This window comes from Bradyrhizobium zhengyangense, assembly GCF_022012555.1.
Lineage (GTDB): Bacteria > Pseudomonadota > Alphaproteobacteria > Rhizobiales > Xanthobacteraceae > Bradyrhizobium > Bradyrhizobium zhengyangense.
The window spans coordinates 959,108-980,351 of the sequence record NZ_JAKLTZ010000003.1; the positions used below are offsets into that span (position 1 = coordinate 959,108).

The 21,244-nt window shown below is 64.5% G+C and carries 13 protein-coding genes; 4 read left to right on the top strand and 9 right to left on the bottom strand.

Annotated elements, in window-relative coordinates; translation table 11 throughout:
• Positions 1-8: 8 nt before the first annotated feature.
• The 6 genes from L6639_RS15170 to L6639_RS15195 form a co-directional block, all read right to left on the bottom strand.
• On the bottom strand, positions 9-839 hold the full coding sequence (locus tag L6639_RS15170) for an ABC transporter permease (RefSeq protein ID WP_237862477.1): 831 nt from the start codon (positions 837-839) through the stop codon (positions 9-11).
• An 85-nt stretch (positions 840-924) separates the two neighbouring features.
• Positions 925-1,665 carry a tRNA-uridine aminocarboxypropyltransferase gene (locus L6639_RS15175; protein WP_237862478.1) on the bottom strand — a complete coding sequence of 247 codons (741 nt, stop codon included), beginning with the start codon at positions 1,663-1,665 and terminating at the stop codon, positions 925-927.
• Between the two features lie 41 nt (positions 1,666-1,706).
• Complete coding sequence (locus L6639_RS15180) at positions 1,707-4,811, bottom strand: efflux RND transporter permease subunit (protein WP_237862479.1); 3,105 nt, start codon at positions 4,809-4,811, stop codon at positions 1,707-1,709.
• Complete coding sequence (locus L6639_RS15185; RefSeq protein ID WP_237862480.1) at positions 4,811-7,957, bottom strand: efflux RND transporter permease subunit; 3,147 nt, start codon at positions 7,955-7,957, stop codon at positions 4,811-4,813. Before L6639_RS15185 ends, L6639_RS15180 begins: the two co-directional genes overlap by 1 nt.
• Before the next feature lie 36 nt (positions 7,958-7,993).
• Positions 7,994-9,418 (bottom strand): efflux RND transporter periplasmic adaptor subunit, encoded by a 1,425-nt coding sequence (locus tag L6639_RS15190; protein ID WP_237862481.1) that lies wholly within the window; start codon positions 9,416-9,418, stop codon positions 7,994-7,996.
• Positions 9,408-10,889 carry an efflux transporter outer membrane subunit gene (locus L6639_RS15195; protein WP_377818691.1) on the bottom strand — a complete coding sequence of 494 codons (1,482 nt, stop codon included), beginning with the start codon at positions 10,887-10,889 and terminating at the stop codon, positions 9,408-9,410. Before L6639_RS15195 ends, L6639_RS15190 begins: the two co-directional genes overlap by 11 nt.
• 401 nt (positions 10,890-11,290) lie before the next feature.
• Here L6639_RS15195 and L6639_RS15200 point away from each other — a divergent pair, with 401 nt between their 5' ends.
• From L6639_RS15200 to L6639_RS15215, 4 genes are all read left to right on the top strand, one after another.
• Positions 11,291-12,604, top strand: a complete 1,314-nt coding sequence (locus tag L6639_RS15200) for an NAD(P)/FAD-dependent oxidoreductase (RefSeq protein WP_237862482.1) — start codon at positions 11,291-11,293, stop codon at positions 12,602-12,604.
• A 4-nt stretch (positions 12,605-12,608) separates the two neighbouring features.
• Positions 12,609-13,445: a DUF1365 domain-containing protein gene (locus L6639_RS15205; protein ID WP_237862483.1), complete on the top strand. Its 837-nt coding sequence runs from the start codon at positions 12,609-12,611 to the stop codon at positions 13,443-13,445.
• Between the two features lie 94 nt (positions 13,446-13,539).
• Positions 13,540-14,769, top strand: a complete 1,230-nt coding sequence (locus L6639_RS15210; RefSeq protein ID WP_237862484.1) for an SAM-dependent methyltransferase — start codon at positions 13,540-13,542, stop codon at positions 14,767-14,769.
• An 83-nt stretch (positions 14,770-14,852) separates the two neighbouring features.
• Entirely contained in the window at positions 14,853-15,887 is a 1,035-nt protein-coding gene (locus L6639_RS15215) for a cysteine synthase A (RefSeq protein ID WP_237862485.1), read from the top strand.
• Between the two features lie 28 nt (positions 15,888-15,915).
• Here L6639_RS15215 and L6639_RS15220 read toward each other — a convergent pair whose 3' ends face one another.
• The 3 genes from L6639_RS15220 to L6639_RS15230 form a co-directional block, all read right to left on the bottom strand.
• Positions 15,916-16,452 (bottom strand): DUF805 domain-containing protein, encoded by a 537-nt coding sequence (locus L6639_RS15220; protein ID WP_237862486.1) that lies wholly within the window; start codon positions 16,450-16,452, stop codon positions 15,916-15,918.
• A 110-nt stretch (positions 16,453-16,562) separates the two neighbouring features.
• Complete coding sequence (locus tag L6639_RS15225; RefSeq protein WP_237862487.1) at positions 16,563-18,809, bottom strand: O-linked N-acetylglucosamine transferase, SPINDLY family protein; 2,247 nt, start codon at positions 18,807-18,809, stop codon at positions 16,563-16,565.
• 141 nt (positions 18,810-18,950) lie between these two features.
• A complete protein-coding gene (locus L6639_RS15230) occupies positions 18,951-21,188 on the bottom strand; it encodes an O-linked N-acetylglucosamine transferase family protein (RefSeq protein ID WP_237862488.1) in 2,238 nt (745 codons plus the stop codon).
• Between the last annotated feature and the right edge of the window lie 56 nt (positions 21,189-21,244).

Below are 21,244 nucleotides of genomic sequence, written 5' to 3' on the forward strand. Positions count from 1 at the left end.
CTCGCGCCTCACAGCCAATACGCCACGCGGTGGCGGTATCTTGCGTAGCAGCCGAGCCCGATGGCGGCCGCAGCGAGCGCGTAAGCGATGCCAAGCAGCCAATGCGCCGCGTCCGTTGGCTGCGACAACAACGGCTTGCGCACGAGATCGAGCAGCGTCGTAAACGGATTGACCCATGTCAGCCAGGCGAGCGCGGTGCCGCGCACGCTGTCCTCGGTCCAGATCACGGGGGTGAGGAAGAAGATGAATTGCAGCCCACTCACGACCGCAGACCCGATATCGCGAAATCGCGCGCAGAGCACACCGAGCACGACTGCGCCGCCGAGCAGAACCATCAGCAGAAGCGCAAAGCCGGGCAGCGCAAGCAGCATGGTCCAGCGCAGTGGCCAGGGCATCACGACATGGAGCATGACGACGATCAGGAGATGATGGGTGAAGATGAGGACGTTGCGCGCGATCATCTGCAGCACGTGCACGATCAGCGGCGCCGGCACGGCCTTGATCAGATGGCCGGAGGCCACGAAAATGTTGGCGCCTTCCTGGAGCGTGGTCGCGATCAGCGTCCAGACGATCAGGCCCACAGCGAAAGGCGGCAGGAAGATAGCGATCTCCTGCTTGAATAGAGCGGCATAGACCGTGCCGACGCTTGCGATGGTCGCCGCCAGCGTCAGCGTGATCCAGAGCGGTCCGATCACGGTGCGCCGGTAGCGCAACGAGATGTCCATCAGGGCGAGCGTGCCCCAACGATCGAACTGCGCGGCCTGGGCCAGAATCTCCTTCGCTGCGCTCTGAATTCGACTCTCCCTCTGCTTTGCGGACTTGCGACGCTGCGACGGCATCGCAGGCCACGGGCCTGTCGGCCGGTGGTCTGTATCTGCCTGCTCCTTGCGGGGCAATCAACCGGAGGGATGAAGTAGGCTTAAGTCAGGACCGTTTGCCGCGGCGGATACCGCGCCGACGGTCCTTCACAGGCGGCTTCGGAGCCAGTTCCGGCATTTCGGCCTGGACCTCGCGGAAGCGTGTCAACAGCCGTTCAAAACTGGCGTTCAGCGTCTCGGCGATGTCGGGGCGTCGCTCGAGCCCCGCCAGCAGCGTTGCCGCTGCCTCGATGGTCGACAGCCCGTCCTTGCGCGGCTCGCGACGCAGGCGGCCATAGCGCGAGGGGTGCTTCGGATTGAGGATCACGCGTTGGCATTTCAGCATCCAGGGATTGCGCCACCACAGCGCCTTCGCCTGGCTCCAGGTGCCGTCGAGCAGCACCACGCCTTCGAGCTTGTTGAAAATGGCGCGCTGGTTGTCCGCGATCTCGCCCTTGCGGTTGAGCGCAACGATCTCGCCCTCCGCATCGAGGTCGGCGGCGCGCGCCGAGCCGAGATAGAGCACAGCCCAGTGCGAGGCGTTCTCGACCGGTCGGCCAAGCGCCTTGGACAGGCTCGGCCAGGACAGGCCGACCCGCAAGGTCGCGTCGTCAAAGTGCTTGGCGAGCAGCCGCGCGGTACCGAGCGCCCTGTCCTGCTCCTGCGGATGCTGCAGGATCAGGAGCGACAGCTTGTTCTCGATCGGCGTGACGCTGTCGCAGATGCACAGCGGCATCGGCTTCTGGCAGTGCGGACATTCGGGAATCGGCTCCGGCGTGGTGGCCGTGGTCTCAGCTGGTTTCGACATGACCGCCGCTATACGCTTGGTACGGCCGTTCAACAACCCGCCTATTCTGCCGGCGCTGCCAGCGCGCGCGGCTCGGACCGCCGGCGCAGCCGATCGATCAACAAGTAAATCACGGGCGTGGTGTAGAGGGTCAGGACCTGCGAGACGAATAGGCCGCCGATGATGGTAATGCCGAGCGGGCGGCGCAGCTCCGTGCCCGGCCCGGTCGCCACGACAAGCGGAATGCCGGCAAACAGCGCGGCCATGGTCGTCATCAGGATCGGGCGGAAGCGCGCCTGGCAGGCCTCGAAGATAGCCTCAGCCGACGACAGCCCGCGCTGACGCTCGGCATCGAGCGCGAAGTCGACCATCATGATGCCGTTCTTCTTGACGATGCCGATCAGGAGGATGATGCCGACGAAGGCGATCACCGTCAGCGGCGTGTTGGTGATCTGAAGCGCGAGCAGAGCGCCCAGACCGGCCGACGGCAGCGTCGAGATGATCGTGAGCGGATGGGCGAGACTCTCGTAGAGCACTCCTAACACGATGTACATCGCCACCAGCGCGCCGAGGATCAAGAGCGGTTGCCGGCCGCTGGTCCTGGCGAAATCGCCGGCATTGCCGTCAAAGCTGCCACGGATGCCTTCGGGCATGTGCAATTCATCGACCGCGCGCTGGATGTTTTGCGTGGCGGCCTGGAGCTCCACATCGGGCAACGTGTTGAACGACACTGTGGTCGAGGGCACCGACTGCGAATGATAGACCGCGAGCGCGGCAAGCCCGCGTGTCGCGTGGACCACGGCCGAGAGCGGCACCTGCACGCCTCCCGCGCCGGCGACATAGATGCGCTCGAGGTTGGACGGATCGACCTGGAATTTCGGATCGATCTCCAGCACGGTCATGTACTGGTTGCGCTGGGTATAGATGATCGAGATCTGGCGCTGCGAGAAGGCGTTGTTCAGGGCGTTGTCGATGTCCTGGACCTTGACGCCGAGCGCTGCTGCCTTCTGGCGGTCGATGTTCAGCGTGAGCTGAAGTCCGCCGGGATCACGGTCACTCGAGATGTCGGTGATGCCCTCCACCGTCTCCATGCGCTTGGCTACGATAGGCGCCCATTTCTGCAGCAGGTCGAGGTCGGTGCTCGATAGCGTATATTGGTAATTGGAATCGCTCTGCCGGCCACCGGCGCGGACATCCTGCGCCGCAAACATGAAGAGACGGATCCCGGGCACGGGAAACAGCGCCTTCCTGAGACGGTCGATCACGACCTGGGTCGAGACGTGGTCGCGCTCCTCCGGCGGCTTCAGGCTGATGTACATGACGCCGCGGTTCGAGGTCGCGCCTCCTGGCCCGGCTCCACCGCCGACGGTCGAACCGATGCCGGCGACAGCCGGATCCTGCATCACAATGTCGGCGAGGCGTTGCTGCAGCGTCAGCATCGACTGGAACGAGATGTCGGCCGAGGCCCGTGTTGCGCCGATGACGAAGCCGGAATCATCAGTCGGGAAATAGCCCTTGGGCACCTTGACGTAGAGCAGCACCGTCAGTCCGATGGTGGCGAAGAACACCAGTAGCGTCAGCAGCGGGAATTCGAGCACGGCGCGCAGGGTGCGGGCGTAGAACGCAACGACGCGCGACAGCGAGCCCTCGATCAGGCGGTCGAACAGCGTGGCGGATCCGGACGTGATCTCCTTCACATAATGGGCGCAGATCATCGGCGTAACCGTCAGCGACACCAGGGTCGACACTACGATCGCGAAGGTCAGCGTCAACGAGAATTCGCGCAGCAGGCGACCGACGATGCCGTCCATGAAGATCAGCGGCGTGAATGCCGCGATCAGCGACAGGCTGATCGAGACCACGGTGAAGCCGATCTGCTTGGCGCCCTCCAGCGCCGCCCGCATCGGTCGCATGCCATGCTCGAGATTGCGGAACATGTTCTCGATCATGACGATGGCGTCGTCGACCACGAAGCCGACCGAGATCGCGAGCGCCATCAGCGACAGATTGTCGATCGAGAAGCCGGCGACCCACATGCCGGCGCAGGTGCCGGCCAGCGCCAGCGGCACCGAGATGCCGGCGGCGATCGTCGGCGTCAGCCGGCGCAGGAACACGAACACCACGACCATGACCAGGACTGCGGTCGCGAGCAGCGTCCATTGCATATCCATCACGCTGGCGCGGATCGTGGTGGTCCGATCGACCAGCGTCGAGACGTCCACACCGGCCGGAATCCATTGCTTCAGCGCTGGGATGAGCGCCTTGACCCGGTCGACCGTGTCGATGACGTTGGCGTCACCCTGTTTGGTGATCTGGATCAGCACCGCCGGCTGCTTGTTGAACCAGGCGATCGAGCGGGCGTTGCGGACGGCGTCCTCGATATCGGCGACGTCGGACAGTCGGACGAAATTGCCACCGGAGCTCTTGATGACGATGTCGCCGAATTCCTTGGCCGTGCGCATCTGCCTGTTCAGCGACAGCGTCTCGCTCTGGCGCTCGCCGTTGAAGATGCCAACGGGGCCGAGCGGGTTGGCGTTGATGATGGCGGTTCTGACGTCGTCGGTCGCGATCCCTGCATTCGACAGCGCCACCGGGTTGAGCTGGACCCGCACCGCCGGCTGGTCGGCGCCTGATACCGTCACGTCACCGACGCCTGGGACCTGCGAGATGCGTTGCGCCAGCACAGTATCGGCGACGTCGTAGATCGCACTGGCCGACAGCGTCTTGGAGGTCAGCGCCAGCACGAAGACCGGCGCGCCGGCCGTGTTGGCTTTGCGAAAGCGCGGCAGCGCCGGCAGGTCGCTGGGAAGGTCGACGAGGGCCGCGTTGATCGCGGCCTGCACATCGCGCGCCGCCTTGTCGATGTTGCGGCCGATATCGAACTGGAGCTGGATGTTCGCGGTGCCGAGCGAGCTCGTCGACGTGATCTGGTTGATGCCCGCGATTTCGCCGAGCCGCCGTTCGAGTGGCGCGGCGACGGTCGCGGCCATCACGGAAGGGTCGGCGCCGGGGCGGCTTGCTGAGACGAAGATGGCAGGGAAGTCGACGTTCGGGACCGAGGCAACGGGGAGGAACTCGTAGGCGACGGCCCCCAGCAGGAACAGCCCGATCGACAGCAGCGTGGTCGCGACGGGACGGCGGATGAAGGGCTCCGAGATCGATGCCATCACTGCATCCCCTCGGTCGCCCCGGCCGTCGGCGGCTCGGGCTCGGGCGGCGGCAGCGCCTGCTCGAGGCGGCGGTTGATGCGGTCGAGCGCGAGATAGATCACGGGCGTGGTATAGAGCGTCAGCAGCTGGCTTAGCAGCAGGCCGCCGATGATGGAGATGCCGAGCGGGAAGCGCAGCTCGGCGCCGGTGCCGCTCTCGATCGCCAGCGGCAGCGCGCCGAACAGCGCCGCCAGCGTCGTCATCATGATCGGACGGAAGCGAAGCAGACAGGCCTGCACGATGGCTTCGTCGGCCGGCATGCCCTGCCCGCGCTCGGCTTCAAGTGCAAAGTCGATCATCATGATCGCGTTCTTCTTGACGATGCCCATCAGCAGGATGATGCCGATCAGGCCGATCACCGAGAGGTCCTGTCCGAACAGCATCAACGCCAGGATGGCGCCGACGCCGGCCGACGGCAGCGTCGAGAGGATCGTGATCGGGTGGATGTAGCTTTCATAGAGCACGCCCAGCACGATGTAGATCGTGATCACGGCGGCGAGCAGCAGCCAGGGCTGGCCGGCCAGCGCCTTGGCGAATTCGGCCGCGTCGCCGGCATAGACGCCGACGATGCTGTTGGGCATCTCGATCCGGGTCTCGATCGCCTTCACCGCCTCGACCGCGTCGCCGAGCGCCGCGCCCGGCGCGAGGTTGAAGCTGAGCGAGATCGCCGGGAATTGCGCCTGGTGCGAGATCGCCAGCGGCGCTGTGGTGCGATTCAAGGTCGCCACGGCGTCGAGCGGCACTTGCGCGTTGGGTGCGCCGGCGGTCGCGCTGGCGCCGCCCGGCAAGTACAGCTTTGACAGGATCGAGGGATCGCGCTGGTACATCGGCAGCGCCTCCAGCACCACGCGGTACTGGTTGGCCTGGCCATAGATGGTCGAGATCTGGCGCTGCGCGAAGGCATCGTTGAGCGTGTCGGTGATGGCTTGCAGGCTGACGCCGAGCTGGCCGGCGCGGGTGCGGTCGACCTCCAGCTGCGCGCGCAGGCCGCCTTCCTGGGCTTCGGAGGAGACGTCGCGGAAAAGGGGATCGCGCCGCATCTCGTCGACGAGCTTGCGTGCCCATTCCGACACCAGCGCCGCGTCGGTGCCGGTCAGCGTGTATTGGTACTGCGAGCGGCTCGACTGGGTCGAGATCTGCACGTCCTGCACCGGCTGGAAATAGACGGTCATGCCGGGAATGCCGGAGACTTTCTCCTTCAACCGGGCAATGACCGCGCCGACATCGTCGCGTCGCTCGCCGCGCGGCTTCAAGGTCATGACCAGCCGTCCGACATTGGTGGTCGGATTGACCGAGCCCGCGCCAATCACCGAGACCACGCCGGTGACGTCAGGGTCGGCCTTGATGGCGTCGGCGGCATCGGCCTGCCGCTTCTGCATCTCGGCGAACGACACGTCAGGCCCGGCTTCGGTCACCGCCGTGATCGAGGCCGTATCCTGCAGCGGCAGAAAGCCCTTTGGCGCGACGATATAGAGGACAAGAGTTGCGGCCAAAGTCACGAAGGTCACGACCAGCGTGGTGCGCTGATGCCGCAAAACCACGAGCAGCGTGCGGTGATAAAATTCGACGGTGCGGTCGATGAAGCGGCTGACGGCGGCGAGACCCGGTACCGCCAACTCCTCATGGGCGTGCCTGAGCAGACGCGAGCACATCATCGGGGTCAGCGTCAGTGAGACCACCGCCGAGGTCACGACCGCGATGGTCAAGGTCAGTGCGAATTCGCGGAACATGCGTCCCACGAGGCCCGACATGAACAGTAGCGGAATGAACACCGCGATCAGCGACACCGTCAGCGAGATCACGGTGAAGCCGATTTCACTGGCCCCCTTCAGCGAGGCGGTCATCGCGTTGTCGCCATTCTCCATATGGCGGACGATGTTCTCGATCATGACGATGGCGTCGTCGACGACGAAGCCGGTGCCGATCGTCAGCGCCATCAGCGACAGATTGTCGAGGCTGAAGCCGGCAAAGTACATGATGCCGAAGCTCGTGATCAGCGACAGCGGGAGCGCAACGCCCGCAATCACGGTTGCGCGCAGCGAGCGCAGGAACAGCAGCACGACCAGTGTCACCAGCACGACGGCCAGCACGAGCGTGAACTGCACGTCATGGACGGAGGCGCGAATGGTGACGGTGCGGTCGGAGACGATGGTCAGTTTGACGCCGGCCGGAATCGCGCGCTGCACCTTCGGGATCTCGGCGCGGATCTGCTTGACGACATCGATGACGTTGGCGCCGGGCTGGCGCTGGATGTCGATGATGACGGCCGGCGTGCCCTGATACCAGCCGCCGGTGCGGTCGTTCTCGAGCCCGTCGACGATCTGCGCGACGTCGCCGATCGTGACGGGCGAGCCGTTGCGATAGGCGATGATGATCGGCCTGTAGGCGTCGGCGGCGGCGATCTGGTCGTTGGCCGCGATGATGTAGGATTGCTGGGCGCCGTCGAGCGAGCCCTTTGGCCCGGAGACGTTGGCGTTTGCGATGGCGGCGCGCAAGTCCTCCATGGCGATGCCGTAGGCGGCAAGCCGCGCCAGATCGGCCTGGATGCGCACGGCCGGCTTTAGCCCGCCGAGCACGGAGACGCGGCCGACGCCGGAGATCTGGCTCAGGCGCTGCGCCAGCAGCGTGTCGGCGATGTCGCTCATCGCCCGCAGCGAGATGGTGTCCGAGCGCAGCGCCAGCGTCATGACCGGCGCATCGGCCGGGTTCACCTTGGCGTAGGTCGGCGGATAAGGCAGTGTCTTGGGCAGCACGCCGGCGGCGGCGTTGATCGCGGCCTGCACGTCCTGGGTCGCGCCGTCGATGTCGCGGTTGAGATCGAACTGGAGCGAGATCTGGCTGACGCCGAAAGAGCTCGTCGAGTTCATCGCCGTCAGCGACGGGATCTGGCCGAGCTGCCGCTCCAGCGGCGCCGTGATCAGCGAGGCGATCACGTCGGGGCTCGCGCCCGGCAGCTGCGTCGTCACTTGCACGGTCGGGAAGTCGACCTGCGGCAGCGCCGAGACCGGCAGCGCGAAATAGCCCAGCAGCCCGCCAATCAGCAGCGCAATGCCAAGCAGCGAAGTTGCGATCGGACGGCGGATGAAGGGTTCGGAGACACCCATGGGATGCGCCTGCCGCTCAGGCGGCTGTTGCCGGGATCATGGCTGCTTGGCTCCAGGTCCCGATGGTTGAGCCCCCGGCCCCGGCGCAGGCCCAGTCTGGCCCTTCTGGTCGCCCTCGCTGCTCTTCCGCTTGGCGCGGAACTCGCCGTCCTTGCCTTGTCCGTCCTTCTGGCCATCCTTTTGGCCATCCTTGGCCTGGCCGCCCTTCCCGTCGGCTTGCGGCGCGCGCGTGCGCTTGCGCGGAGCGAGGTCGGCCGACGGCGTCTGCTCGTCGCGGCCGATGACGACCTTGGAGCCGTCGGACAGATTGGCGAAGCCCGTGGTGACGACCTTGTCGTTTGCCGTCAGGCCGCTCGCAATGACCGCATCATGCTCGTTCTGCTGCGTCACTGTCACGGGCTTGGCCGTAACGACGTTGTCCGCGCCGATGACATAGCTGAACGTGCCGATCGGTCCGCGCTGCACCGCCGAGGTCGGCACCACCAGCGCCTGGTTCAGCGTTTCGACCTTGAGGCGGACATTGACGAACTGGCCGGGCCAGAGCTGGTAATTGGCGTTGGGGAATTCCGCCTTGAGCCTCAGCGTACCCGTGGTCTGATCGACCTGGTTGTCGATCCCGGTGAGCTTGCCGGTGTCGATCACGGTGACGCCGTCATTGCCGAACACGTCGACCGACAGCGCGCCCTTTGCGGCCGCCGCGTTGACGCGCATGATCTGCTGCTGCGGCAGGCTGAACCACACCGCGATAGGCTGCAATTGCGTGATGACGACGAGGCCGATGGTGTCGGAGGCGTGGATGATGTTGCCCTGGTCGACCTGGCGCAGGCCAGCGCGGCCCGACAGTGGCGCCACGATCTTGGTGTAGCTCAGCGTTGCCGCCGCATTGTCGATTGCAGCCTGATCGGCCTTGACCAGCGCCTCGGTCTGCGCGACCGCCGCGCGCTGGGTGTCGGCCTGTTGCTTGGAGCCGGCATTGGAGGCCGCGAGCTGTTCGTAGCGCGTCAGGTCAATGCGCTGGTTGGCGAGCTGGGCCTCGTCCTGGGCCTTCTTGGCCACTGCCTGGTCATAGGTCGCCTGGTAGAGCGCCGGATCGATCTCGCCGAGCACGTCGCCCTTCTTGACGTCCTGGCCTTCGGTGAACTTCACCGCGATCAGCTTGCCGTCGACCTGCGAGCGCACCGTCACCGTGTTCAGCGCGCGGATTGAGCCGACGCCGTCGAGATAGACTGGCACGTCCTGAACCCTGGGCGTTGCCGCCAGCACCGGCACCGGCAGATCGGGCCGCTGCTGGCCGCGACCGCCAGCTGCCTGCTGCGGTTGCTGATGCCACACGGTCCAGCCGAGATAGCCGAGCCCGCCGAGGATCGCGAGCGTGATCAGGATCATGACGAAGCCGCGGCCGCGCGACTTTTTCGCCGTCCCCGCTTTCGCGCCGTCCTTCGTGTCCGGCTTAAAGAGCATTGACCGGTTTCTCCATTCGCGGCTCCCAGCCGCCGCCGAGCGCCTGGTACAGGCTGACGATGGCAAGAAGGCGCGCGAGCTGTGCCTGTGACAGCGTGTCTTCGGCCTGGAACAGCGTCAGCTGGGTGTTGAGCACGGTCACGATATCGGCCGTGCCGGCGCGCAGTTGCTGCTCGGCGAGATCGAAGGCGCGCCGCGAGGCGTTGACTACGTCGCGCTGCAATTGCAGCTTGATCGTGGTCTGCTTGATTGAAAATAGTGCGTTGTCGACGTCGGTGAAGGCCTGAACGATGGTTTTGCGGTAGGTCTGCAGCAGTTCGTCCTGGCGGGCCTTGGCAAATTCGAAATTGCCGAGGATCTTGCCGCCGTCGAAGATCGGCTGCGTCGCGCTGCCGACCAGCTGGAAGAACGCCGCGTGCGGCTGGAACAGCGAGAAGAGTGCCGAGCTCTGATAACCGCCATTGCCGGTGAGCTGGATGCTCGGGAAGAACTGCGCGCGGGCATTGCCGATATTCGCAGTGGCGGAGGCAAGCTGCGCCTCCTGCCGGCGGATATCAGGCCGCTGCGTCAGCAGCTCCGACGGCAGCCCTGGCGTGACACGCGGAATGGCGATCCGGTCCAGCGAACCGCCGGCAAGGCGCACGCTCTCCGGCGGCCGCGACACCAGTACCGCAAGCGCGTTGGCGTTCTGGTCGAGGGTCTGGCGCAATGGCGGCACCAGCGCCTTCTGGTTGGCGAGCACGCTCTCTTGCTGGGCGACGTCGAGATCGGTCCCCGTCCCGGCCTTGCGGCGCTCGCGGATGGCATCGAGGATACGCTGGGCGCTGGCGATATTGCGCTGAGCGGTGCGCAGGCGGTCTTGCGAGGCCAGCACCTGGAAATAGGCATTGGCGACGGCTGCGAGCGTCGTCAGCGCGACCGTATCGCGGTCGAAACGATTGGCCTTGGCGGTCTCCTCGGCCGTTTGCAGCGCATCGCGGTTCTGGCCCCAGAAATCGAGCTGATAGCTGGCGCTCAGCGACGCCTGGTAGTTGACAACCTCGCGGCCGCCATTGGTGAGCCCCGAAGAAGACGAGCCGGAGGTGCGCGAATAAGTCTCTTGTCCCGTTCCCGACAGGCTCGGCAACAGCGCCGCGCCCGCCTGCCGCGCCTGGGCGTCCGCCTCGACGATGCGCGCGACCGCGGCAGCGATGTCGAGATTGACGGTCTGCGCCTCTTCCATCAGCTGCGTCAGCTCCGCCGAACGGAAGCCGCGCCACCAATCCAGCGTCGGCGGCGCGTCCGCCTTCCTGGCGTATTTGTACTGCATGGGAACATCGAGCGCGGAATCGGGAAGATCCTGGGTCAGCACGCAGGCGCCCGAGATCGCGGCCAGGCACACCACCGCGACGGCTCGCAGCGTCCCGGACGCGGACCCAAGGACTTGGCCAAGGAAATTCGGCCCGACGAGGGTCGGAACCCGCTGTGTCACATCCGCCCCCTGACGGGCAGATCATGCCGCCACCGCGCGGCCGGATGAGCCGATTCGCGGATGGGCGGCCGGAGGCCATTCTGTAACTCGTTCACAGCGTGATGCTTTCTGCGGAACCTAAAATCCATTCTAGCCGGGCGCGGAACTGCGGGACAGTCCCGCACCTGCGAAACCCACCGCGGGCCCGCGTCCGCTACCGGACCATTGGAATGAAGGATATGCCTGTGTTGCAGTCGCTTCTTCGATCCGGAAAGGTTTGGAAACACAATCAAGCTTACAAAGATTTCATGTGATATTGCAGCCACAGTTGCCTCGAAGACGCAACGCCAAGATCGCTCTCCACTGAAACCCGCGCCGCAACGCACCGTAGCTTGTCCAGCACAAGGCAGGGGCATTGACGCATGCGCATCGCGGTCATCGGAACGGGCATTGCCGGCAACACGGCGGCCTGGACGCTTTCCCAGCGCTACCCTGTGACTGTCTACGACAGGGAGCTGCGACCGGGCGGCCACAGCCACACCGTCACCATCGACTATCTGGGCACGCCTGTCACCGTCGATATCGGCTTCATCGTCTACAACGAGCTCAACTATCCCGATCTGACCGCGATGTTCGCCCATCTCGGCGTCGAGACGGTCGCAAGCTGCATGAGCTTTGCAGTGTCCGCCGATGGCGGTCGTTTTGAATGGCGCGGCGGTGGCAATGACTGGTGGGCGACGGTGGCCGGCCTGTTTGCTCAGCCTGCCAATCTTCTCTCCCCATCCTACCTGCGGATGCTGACGGAGATCCCGACATTCGGCCGTCAAAGCGTCGACGACCTTCGCAACGGCAGCCTGAGCGGACTGACGCTCGGCGCCTATTTTCGCCAACGGCAGTTCTCCAAGCGTTTGCTGACCGACTATATCGCCCCGATGGGGGCAGCCATCTGGTCCGCTCCCGCCAGCGAAATGCTCGACTTCCCGGCCGAGAACTTCGTCGCCTTCTTCGACAATCATCGCCTGCTGCACTACGACCGGCCAGTCTGGCGCACTGTCAGGGGCGGCAGCCAGACCTATGTCGGGCGGCTCCAGGCCGCCTTCAGGGACCGCGTCCGGCTCGGCTGCGCCGTGACGTCGATCGCGCGCACGGCGCATGGCGTCGTGGTCGGTGACAGCCATGGCCGGCACGAGAGCTTCGACCATGTAGTGATTGCGGCGCACAGCGACCAGGCACTTGCCATGCTGTCGGATGCAGACCCGCGCGAGCGCGACATCCTCGGAGCCATCAACTATTCTCCGAACAAGGTCTATCTGCATCGTGACACCAGGCTGATGCCAAAGCGGCGCCGCGCCTGGGCGTCATGGAATTTCCTGCGCTGGCAGCGCGAGGGAGCGGCGATGAACGATGTCGCGGTGACCTACTGGATGAACCGGCTCCAGGGCATCGACGCCGACAAGCCGCTGTTCGTAAGCCTCAACCCGCCGTTCGAACCCGCGCCCGAACTCACGTTTGGCCAATATCTCTGCGAGCATCCGCAGTACAATGCAGCTGCCTTTGCCGCACAGAAGCGGCTGGCCGAGATCCAGGGCCCGCGGCACACCTGGTTCTGTGGCGCGTGGACCGGCTACGGCTTTCACGAGGACGGCCTGCGCTCGGGCCTTAGCGTGGCCGAGGCACTCGGGGCGACCGCGCCCTGGCGCACGGCTCCAGTCGAGCTGGCGGAGGCTGCAGAGTAGCGCAATGACGAGTACAGCCCGTCCAGCATCGGATGCCGCCTCGCTCTATTTCGGTGACGTCATGCATGCGCGGCTCAAGCCCATGGGCCATCGCTTCAGCTACCGCGTCATGAGCCTCTTGATCGATCTCGACCGGCTGGATGAGACTGACAGGCAGTCGGCGCTGTTCGGCGTCAACCGCGCCGCGCTCTACAGCTTCCACGAGAAGGACCACGGCCCGCGCGATGGCTCCTCGCTGCGCGCCTATGTGGAGCGCTGCGCCGCCGCTGAAGGCATCAATCTCCGCGGAGGCCGGGTCGAGCTGCTCTGCTATCCTCGCCTGCTCGGCTACGGCTTCAATCCGCTCTCGGTCTATTTTTGCCGTGACGCCAATGGCGAACTCGCGTTGGTGATCTACGAGGTGCGCAACACCTTTGGCGAGCTTCATCCGTACATCCTCCCTGTCAGGGCCGACGAGCTGAATGCCGCCGGTCTGCGACAGCAACAGGACAAGCTGTTCTACGTCTCGCCCTTTGTGCCTATGGCGATGCGCTACCATTTCCGAGTGCTGCCGCCGTCCGACACGGTCAAGCTGCGCATTCTGGAGACCGACAATGATGGCCCACTGCTCGCAGCGACTTTCAGCGGCCGTCGCTGCGCGCTGACCTCCTCTGCCCTGCTGCGATCCTTCTTCAGCCTGCCGCTCGTCAGCCTCAAGGTGATGGCCGCGATCCACTGGGAAGCGCTGCGGCTCTGGCTGAAGGGAGCGCGGCTGGTGCCACGATCCGATGCCGCAGGGCAGCGCAGCGACGAAACCATCTTGGCGCGCGGCAAATCGCGTCCCTATATTATAGGTCGCTGACCGTTTGAGGGGCGCGCTCGGGTCAAGCAACAAAGCGGGATCGGCGCGCTCGGCTCGCGGTTGGACAGTATCCGTTGAAGTCATGGATCTGCCGATGTCGAATGCCATTTCGGTGACACCTGATGACGTCGAGACAGTGCTGGCCGACCTGCCGCGCATCGTTCGCCTTGCGCTGACCTTCGGGTCGCGGCTGCGGCGCGGCACGCTCGACGTCACGCTGCCGGACGGCCGCGTGATCAGACTCGGAGGACACGAGCCGGGTCCGAATGCTGCGATGCGCCTGCACAATTACGGCTTCGCATCGCGCCTGATCAATGGCGGCGACATCGGCGTCGCCGAAGCCTACCTTGCCGGCGATTGGGACACGCCCGATCTCACGCAGTTTCTCTACCTGTTCTGCGTCAACCACGATTTGATCCAGGCGATGCTGCGCGACAAGCCGCTGATGCGGCTCGTGCAGATGCTTCAGCATTGGTTCAACCGCAACACTCGCCGCCAGGCGCGGCGCAACATCCACGCCCATTACGACATCGGCAATGCGTTCTACTCAGCCTGGCTGGATCCGAGCATGACCTATTCGTCGGCGCTGTTCGAGGGCTCGACCACCGACCTCACGGCAGCCCAAACCAACAAATATCGCCGCCTCGCCGAGGCGCTCGACCTGAAGCCTGGCCAGAAGCTGCTCGAGATCGGCTGCGGCTGGGGTGGCTTCGCCGAGTTTGCCGCAAAGACGTTTGGCGCGCGCGTCGTCGGCCTGACTATCTCGACCGAGCAGCGCGATTTTGCGCAGAAGCGGATCCACGAAGCAGGCCTCGCCGAACAGGTCGAGATCCGGTTGCAGGACTATCGCGACGAGCGTGATCGCTACGACCGGATCGCCTCGATCGAGATGATCGAGGCGGTCGGCGAGGAATTCTGGCCGCGCTATTTCGCTCAGCTGCGCGACCGGCTGCTGCCGGGCGGATTGGCAGGCATCCAGGCCATCACGATCCAGGACCGGCTTTTCCAGGGCTACCGACGCGAGGTCGACTTCATCCAGCGCTATGTTTTTCCGGGCGGCATGCTGCCCTCGCCCGCAGTGCTGAAATCGCTCGGAGACCGGTTCAGCATCCCCGTCATCCGCGAGCGCATCTTCGGGCAAGATTATGCCAAGACGCTTGCCACCTGGCGAAATAACTTTCGCGCGGCTTGGCCGGGTCTCGTTCCGCTCGGCTTCGACGATCGGTTCCGGCGGCTGTGGGAGTACTATCTCGCCTATTGCGAGGCCGGATTCCTGTCCGGCAATATCGACGTCCGGCAGGTCATCTTCGCAAAGCAGCAATAAGAGTTCGCGCCCTCGCCTTGTGCGGCTGGCGACCCTACTTTAGGGTCGGACCCTCATCCTGAACCAGCCGGTAATTGCCTGACATGACCATCAAAAACGACGTTGTCGAAGCCATCGGCAACACCCCGCTCATCAAGCTCAAGCGCGCCTCCGAACTGACCGGCTGCACCATTCTCGGCAAGGCCGAGTTCATGAATCCCGGCCAGTCGGTGAAGGATCGCGCCGGCAAATGGATGATCCAGGAAGCCGAGAAGCGCGGCGAGCTGAAGCCGGGTGGCCTCGTCGTGGAAGCAACGGCCGGCAACACCGGCATTGGGCTGGCGGTGGTCGCGAGCGCGCGCGGCTATCGCACGTTGATCGTGATTCCGGAGACGCAGAGCCAGGAGAAGAAGGATTTCCTGAAGCTGTGCGGCGCCCAGCTGCTGGAGTCTCCGGCCCTGCCTTACTCCAATCCGAACAATTACCAGCATGTCGGCCGCCGTCTTGCCGACGAGCTGCGCAAGACCGAGCCGAACGGCGTGCTATTCGCCGACCAATGGAACAACCTCGACAACGCCAAGGCGCATTACGACTCCACCGGCCCCGAGATCTGGGCACAGACCGGCGGCAAGATCGACGGCTTTGTCTGCTCGGTCGGCAGCGGCGGCACCCTGGCCGGCACCAGCCGTTTTCTGAAAGAGAAGAACAAGGACATCCGGATCGCCTGCGCCGATCCGCACGGCGCCGGCATGTTCGAATACTTCCGGACCGGCACCGCCAAGGCGAGCCCGGGCGACTCCATCACGGAAGGCATCGGCCTCGGCCGGAAAACCGCGATCGTCGAGAGCGCGAAGGTCGACGATGCCTATCTCGTTCCTGACGCCGAAGCCGTGACTGTCATCTACGAGCTGCTCCAGCACGAAGGCCTGTGTCTCGGTGGCTCGACCGGTATCAACATTGTCGGCGCGATGCGGCTCGCCAAGCAGCTCGGACCCGGCAAGACCATCGTCACCATCCTCTGCGATTCCGGCAGCCGCTATCAGTCAAAACTGTTCAACGCCGATTTCATGCGCGCCAAGAATCTGCCCGTGCCGGAATGGCTGGAGAGGCGCAGCAACATCAAGCTGCCGTTCGTCTAGTCCAGCGCGAGCAGTCGGCTCCAGACGCTTAACTCCAGCTCGCACGCGCCGAGCCTTGCGACACGCGCGCAAGGCGCCGCTCAGACGTCGATGATTTGCTGGCCGCACGCGACGGCGGCTCGAACGGGTTGGTGTAAGCGCCCCCGATCTCGGCGCTCGGCCAGAAGGTGAGCGCCAGCAGCAGGCCGAGATTGACCAGCCCGCCGACCATCGTGCCCTGATGCTCCCCGCCAATGGCCGAGGCCGGAAGCCGGCCCGCCACCACATGATCGACGATCATGAGCGCGATCCAGGCCGGGATGACGCAGACCGGGTCCCAGCCGATGTCTCGGATGCGCATGGATTGCAGCGTGAAGGTCGCAAGACCAAAGAAGATCATCGCGACAATGATCGCCCTGTTATGGGTGAGATCCTCGGGGCGGACCATGCTCGGCGACGTCGTGCGCAGCATGGCCATCGCGATGGCAAAGCAGATCGCGGTCATCGCGATCGCCAGCGCAACCGTGGCCAGGAAGAAATGCAATCGCCCGAGGCGGGCGTTGAGGCCGAATACGAAACCGAGCATTTGACGCTCCCCTTTTGCGCCACATACGCAAAGGGTGCTTTCGGACGCGTGAAGCGGCCGGGCGTCATTATCGGTATGATTGTTGGCCGGCGACGGAATTGCGTAAAACTCTAGGTTTCGGCGTCCTCGCCGGACTTCAAAGCCGCGGCACAATAGTCCCGCCAGAACTGGCGATAGCCCGCCTCCACCCTGCCCGCATAGATTTCGACATTGCCGGCAGCCGAGGCTGCGATCTGCGCCGGCAAGTCCGCGCGCAATTTCGCCAGATAATCCGGCTGCGCCGCGAACTTGCACGCAATCTCGACATAGCCGTCATCATCGTCGGCGACCCAGTCGCCAAGGCCAGCGGAAGCCACGATGGAGCCACCTGCGCGCGAGGAAGCTCCGTTGCCGAGCTTGGCGACGACAGGAACGCCCTTGTAGAGAGATTCCCAGGTGCTGATGCCGCCGTTTTGCGGAAACGTATCCAGGGAAATGTCGATCTGGGCAAAAGCCTGCAAGTGCTCGGCGCGCGGCGTGGAGCCGAGGCAAGTGATGTTCTCCTCAGCAATGCCCTGCGCGACGAAGCGCGCGATCAGACTGTCGCGCAGCAAGGGATCGTCGAGCAGCCCATGCTTGAGGATGATCTTCGATCCCGGCACCTTGCTCATGATGCGCGACCACACCCGGATCGCATCATCCGAGATCTTGTAGATGCGGTTGAACACGCCGAAGGTGACGTAGCCGTTGCGGAGCATCGGAAGTTCGGAAGGAGTCAGATCCGAGACCGGCTCCATCGTGATCAGGCACGGCAGATCATGGACCTTTTCGGCGAGCAGATGGCGCGCCGATTCCGGGATGAAGATCGGATCGGCAAGCACGTAGTCCATGGTCTGAAGGCCCGTGCCGGTCGCGTGTCCGAAGCCCGAAACCTGGATGGGAGCCGGCTTCCGCGCGAACACATGGAGCCGGTGACCGGTCGTATGCCCGGATACGTCGATCAGGATATCGACCTTGTCGGTCTGAATGCGATCGGCCAGCTCGTTGTCCGACATCTGCCCGGCATCGACCCAGACGTCCGCCAACGCCTTGAAACTCTCGGTGATCTCGTCCTGCAACGGCCAGCAGGAATAGCAGATGACCTCGAATTTGGCGTGGTCGTGATGGCGCAACACCGGCAACAGGGTGAGCGCCGCCGAGTGGTTTCTGAATTCGGACGAGACATATCCGATCACGATCCGCCTGTCCGGATCGAGCTCCCGCGGCGGCAGCTCGATCCGTGACAATTGGGAGCCGACCGCGTCCCACCAATATTTTCGTGCCGCCTGCTGGACCGCGAAATCGGCCTCGGCGAGATAATCCAGCAGGAAGATCTTGCGCGCGATCGCGTCGGCATAGTCCGGCATGATCTCGAGCGCCGCGTCGAGATGCTCGAGCGCCGTCTTGATGTCGCCCTGGCTCGCGTAACACGACGCCAGCAGCGCCATGCCGAGCGCGGACCGCGGATTTTGCTCGAGCAGCGTCTTGACGGCTGCAAACGCCTTTGCCGTGTTTCCGAGGAGAATGTTGACTTGCGTCGTCCCGCGCAACGCCAGCTCGAGCGTGGGCGAAATCGACAACGCCGCATCGAAATCCGCTGCCGCCTGCTCCAGCCGCGACAGATCGAAATGGAGCCGTCCGCGCTGTGCCAGCATCTTGGCCGAACCGGGCTTGATCGCGAGCCCCGCGGCAAGAGCGGCTGCGGCTTCCCTGAAGTGCCGGAGCTCGACGCTCACCATGCCTTTGCCGGCGTGGGCCTCCGCGTGACGCGGCTGAAACAACAAGGCGCGATCGAAACTCTGGTCGGCACGCTCGAACTGGCCCATCGCCAGCTCCGCCATGCCACGGTTGCAAAAGGCGTCGGCATAGTCCGGCTTCAGCTTGATGGCGCGCTCGTGAAGTTCGATCGCCTGCTCGGGATGTCCCATGTGTAGCAGCGTGTTGCCGAGATTGGTCAGCGCGGTCAGAAAATTCGGCTTCAGCGCGATGGCCTTCTCCTGGCAGCAGCGCGCCTCCTCGTAATTCTTGAGGTCGAAAAACACGGTCGCGAGGTTATTGTGAGCGTCGGGAGAGCGCGGATCGAGTGCGATCGCGCGCTCGATCAATTGCTGCGCCTCTTCAAGGCGCCCGCCATCATGCGCACACATGCCGAGCAGATGCGTGGCGTCGACGTGATCCGGAAGCACCTCCAGGATCTGACGGCAGAGCGCCTCAGTCTCCGCGTAGCGACCCTGGCCGTAAGCAGAAGCTGCCGCAGAAAGGATAGCGTCCGCCTGCTTCTTGAATTTCTTCTGCAATCGCGCGTTCTGGAACGCGCGCGCGCCGGCGCTGCTCTGCAAGATTGCTCTCCGAAGGATACCCGCCGAAGAGTCTAGCTGATTCGCGAGGCCAGCCGGCCGGTCCGCCGGACCGGAGAGGCCCCGGATTTTCCCGGAATGTCAGGCGTTACGCGCGTTCCTGGCTCGGTGCGCCCAACCTGCCTACCCGACGTCACCGCCAGCCGCGGTCACGGCACAATGGTCGCGCCAGAACTGGCGATAAGCCGCCTCGACCTCGCGCGCATAGTGTTCGACATTGCCGGCCGCGGAGGCTGCAATCTGCGCCGGCAAACCCGCGCGCAGCTTCGCCAGATACTCTGGCTGCGCCGCGAACTTGCACGCGATCTCGGCATAACCGTCATCATCGTTGGCGACCCATTCGCCAAGGCCGGCTGCAGCCACGATCGAGCCGCCGGCGCGCGACGAGGCGCCGTTGCCGAGCTTGGCGACAACAGGGACGCCCGCATAGAGCGATTCCCAGGTACTGATGCCGCCGTTCTGCGGGAACGTGTCGAGCGAAATGTCGATCTGGGCAAAGGCGCGCAGATGCTCGTGGCGCGGGCTCGAACCCAGGCACGTGACATTGGCTTCGGCGATGCCCTGCGCCGCAAACCTCGCTACCAGGCCGTCGCGCACCAGGGGATCGTCGAGCAGGGTATGCTTGACGATGATCCGCGATCCCGGCACCTCGCGCATGATGTGCGACCACACCCGGATCGCCTCGTCCGAGATCTTGTAGATGCGGTTGAACACGCCGAAAGTCACGTAGCCGTTGCGGAGCATGGGCAGCTCCGACGGCGGCACATCCAGGATGGGATCGATCGTGATCAGGCACGGCAGGTCATGGACCTTCTCGGCCAACAGATGGCGCGCCGATTGCGGAATGAAGACCGGATCCGCGAGCACGTAGTCCATGGTCTGAAGGCCCGTCCCGGTCGCATGCCCGAAGCCCGACACCTGGATCGGCGCCGGCTTGCGGGCGAAAACATGAAGCCTGTTGCCGGTCGTATGCCCGGATACGTCGACCAGAATATCGACCTTGTCGGCCTGAATGCGATCGGCCAATTGGTCGTCGGAAAGCTGCCCAGCCTCGACCCAGACATCCGCCAGGGAGTGGAATTTGGCGGTCATCTCGTCGCGCACCTGCGCACACGAGTAGCAGATGATTTCGAACTTGGCGTGATCGTGATGACGGAGCACCGGCAGCAGGGTAAACGCCGCCGAGTGGTACCAGAACTCGGCCGCGACATAACCGATCACGATCCGCCTGTCGGGATCGAGCTGTTGGGGCGCAAGCTGCCTTTGCGGCACTCTGACGCCGATCACGTCCCACCACTGCTTTCGCGCGGCCTGCTGAACCGCGAAATCGGCCTCGCCGAGATAATCCAGAAAGAAGATCTTTCGCCCGATCAAGCTCGCATCCGGCGCGATTGCGATCGCGGCGTCGAGAAGCTCGACCGCCGATGCGATCTCTCCCTGGTTTGCAAGACAGGCGCTCAGCAGCGCCATCGCCACCGCGGAGCCCGGATTTTCCTCGAGAAGCGTGGTGCAGGCCAGCATCGCCTGCGCCGTATTGCCCATGCTGAGCGCGACCTGGGCCTTCCCCTCCAAGGCCACCTCGAGCCTGGGAGACAGCGCGAGCGCAGCGTCAAAATCCGCCGCCGCCTGCTCCGGTCTCGACAGTTCGAGATTGACCCGTCCGCGGTTCGCCAGGATCTTCGCCGAGCCCGGCCTGAGCGCGAGCGCCGCCTCAAGGGCGCTCTTGGCCTCGTCGTAGTTCTTGAGCTGAATATTGACCAACCCCTTGCCGACGAGCGCCTCCACGTGTCGCGGCTGAAACAGCAAGGTACGATCAAAACTTTCCTTGGCGCGGTCGAACTGTTGCAGGGCCAGCTCCGCCAAACCACGATTGCACAGCGCATCGACATAGTCGGGCTTGAGCTTGATCGCGCGATCGTACATTTCGATCGCCTGCGCGACCCGGTTCAGGTGCAGCAAGGCATTGCCGAGATTGGCCAAGGCCATCGGGAAATTCGGCTTCAGCGCGATGGCCTTCTCCAGGGACGCGCGCGCATCCTCGTATTGCCCGAGTGCGAAATGCGTGGCTCCCAGATCTGAAAGGGCCTGTGTTGAGCGCGGATCGACGACCACGGCTTGCGTGAATGCCTGTTTCGCGGCCTCGAAGCGCTGACCCGAGAACGCGCACAAGCCCAGCAGGTGCAAGGCTGCAAAATGCTCCGGGAGCTCATTCAGTATCTGTCGGCAGAGCGCCTCGGCCTCGGCATGCCGGCCCTGGCCGTAGGCCGCGTTCGCGGCGGAGATAATGGCCTCCGCCTGCTTCTTGAATTTCTTCTGCAATCGCGCGTTCTGGAACGCGCGTGCGCCGGCGCTGCTCTGCAAGGTCACTCTCCAAGGGATGGCCGACGGAGAGTCTAGCTGATTCGCATGGCCGGCCG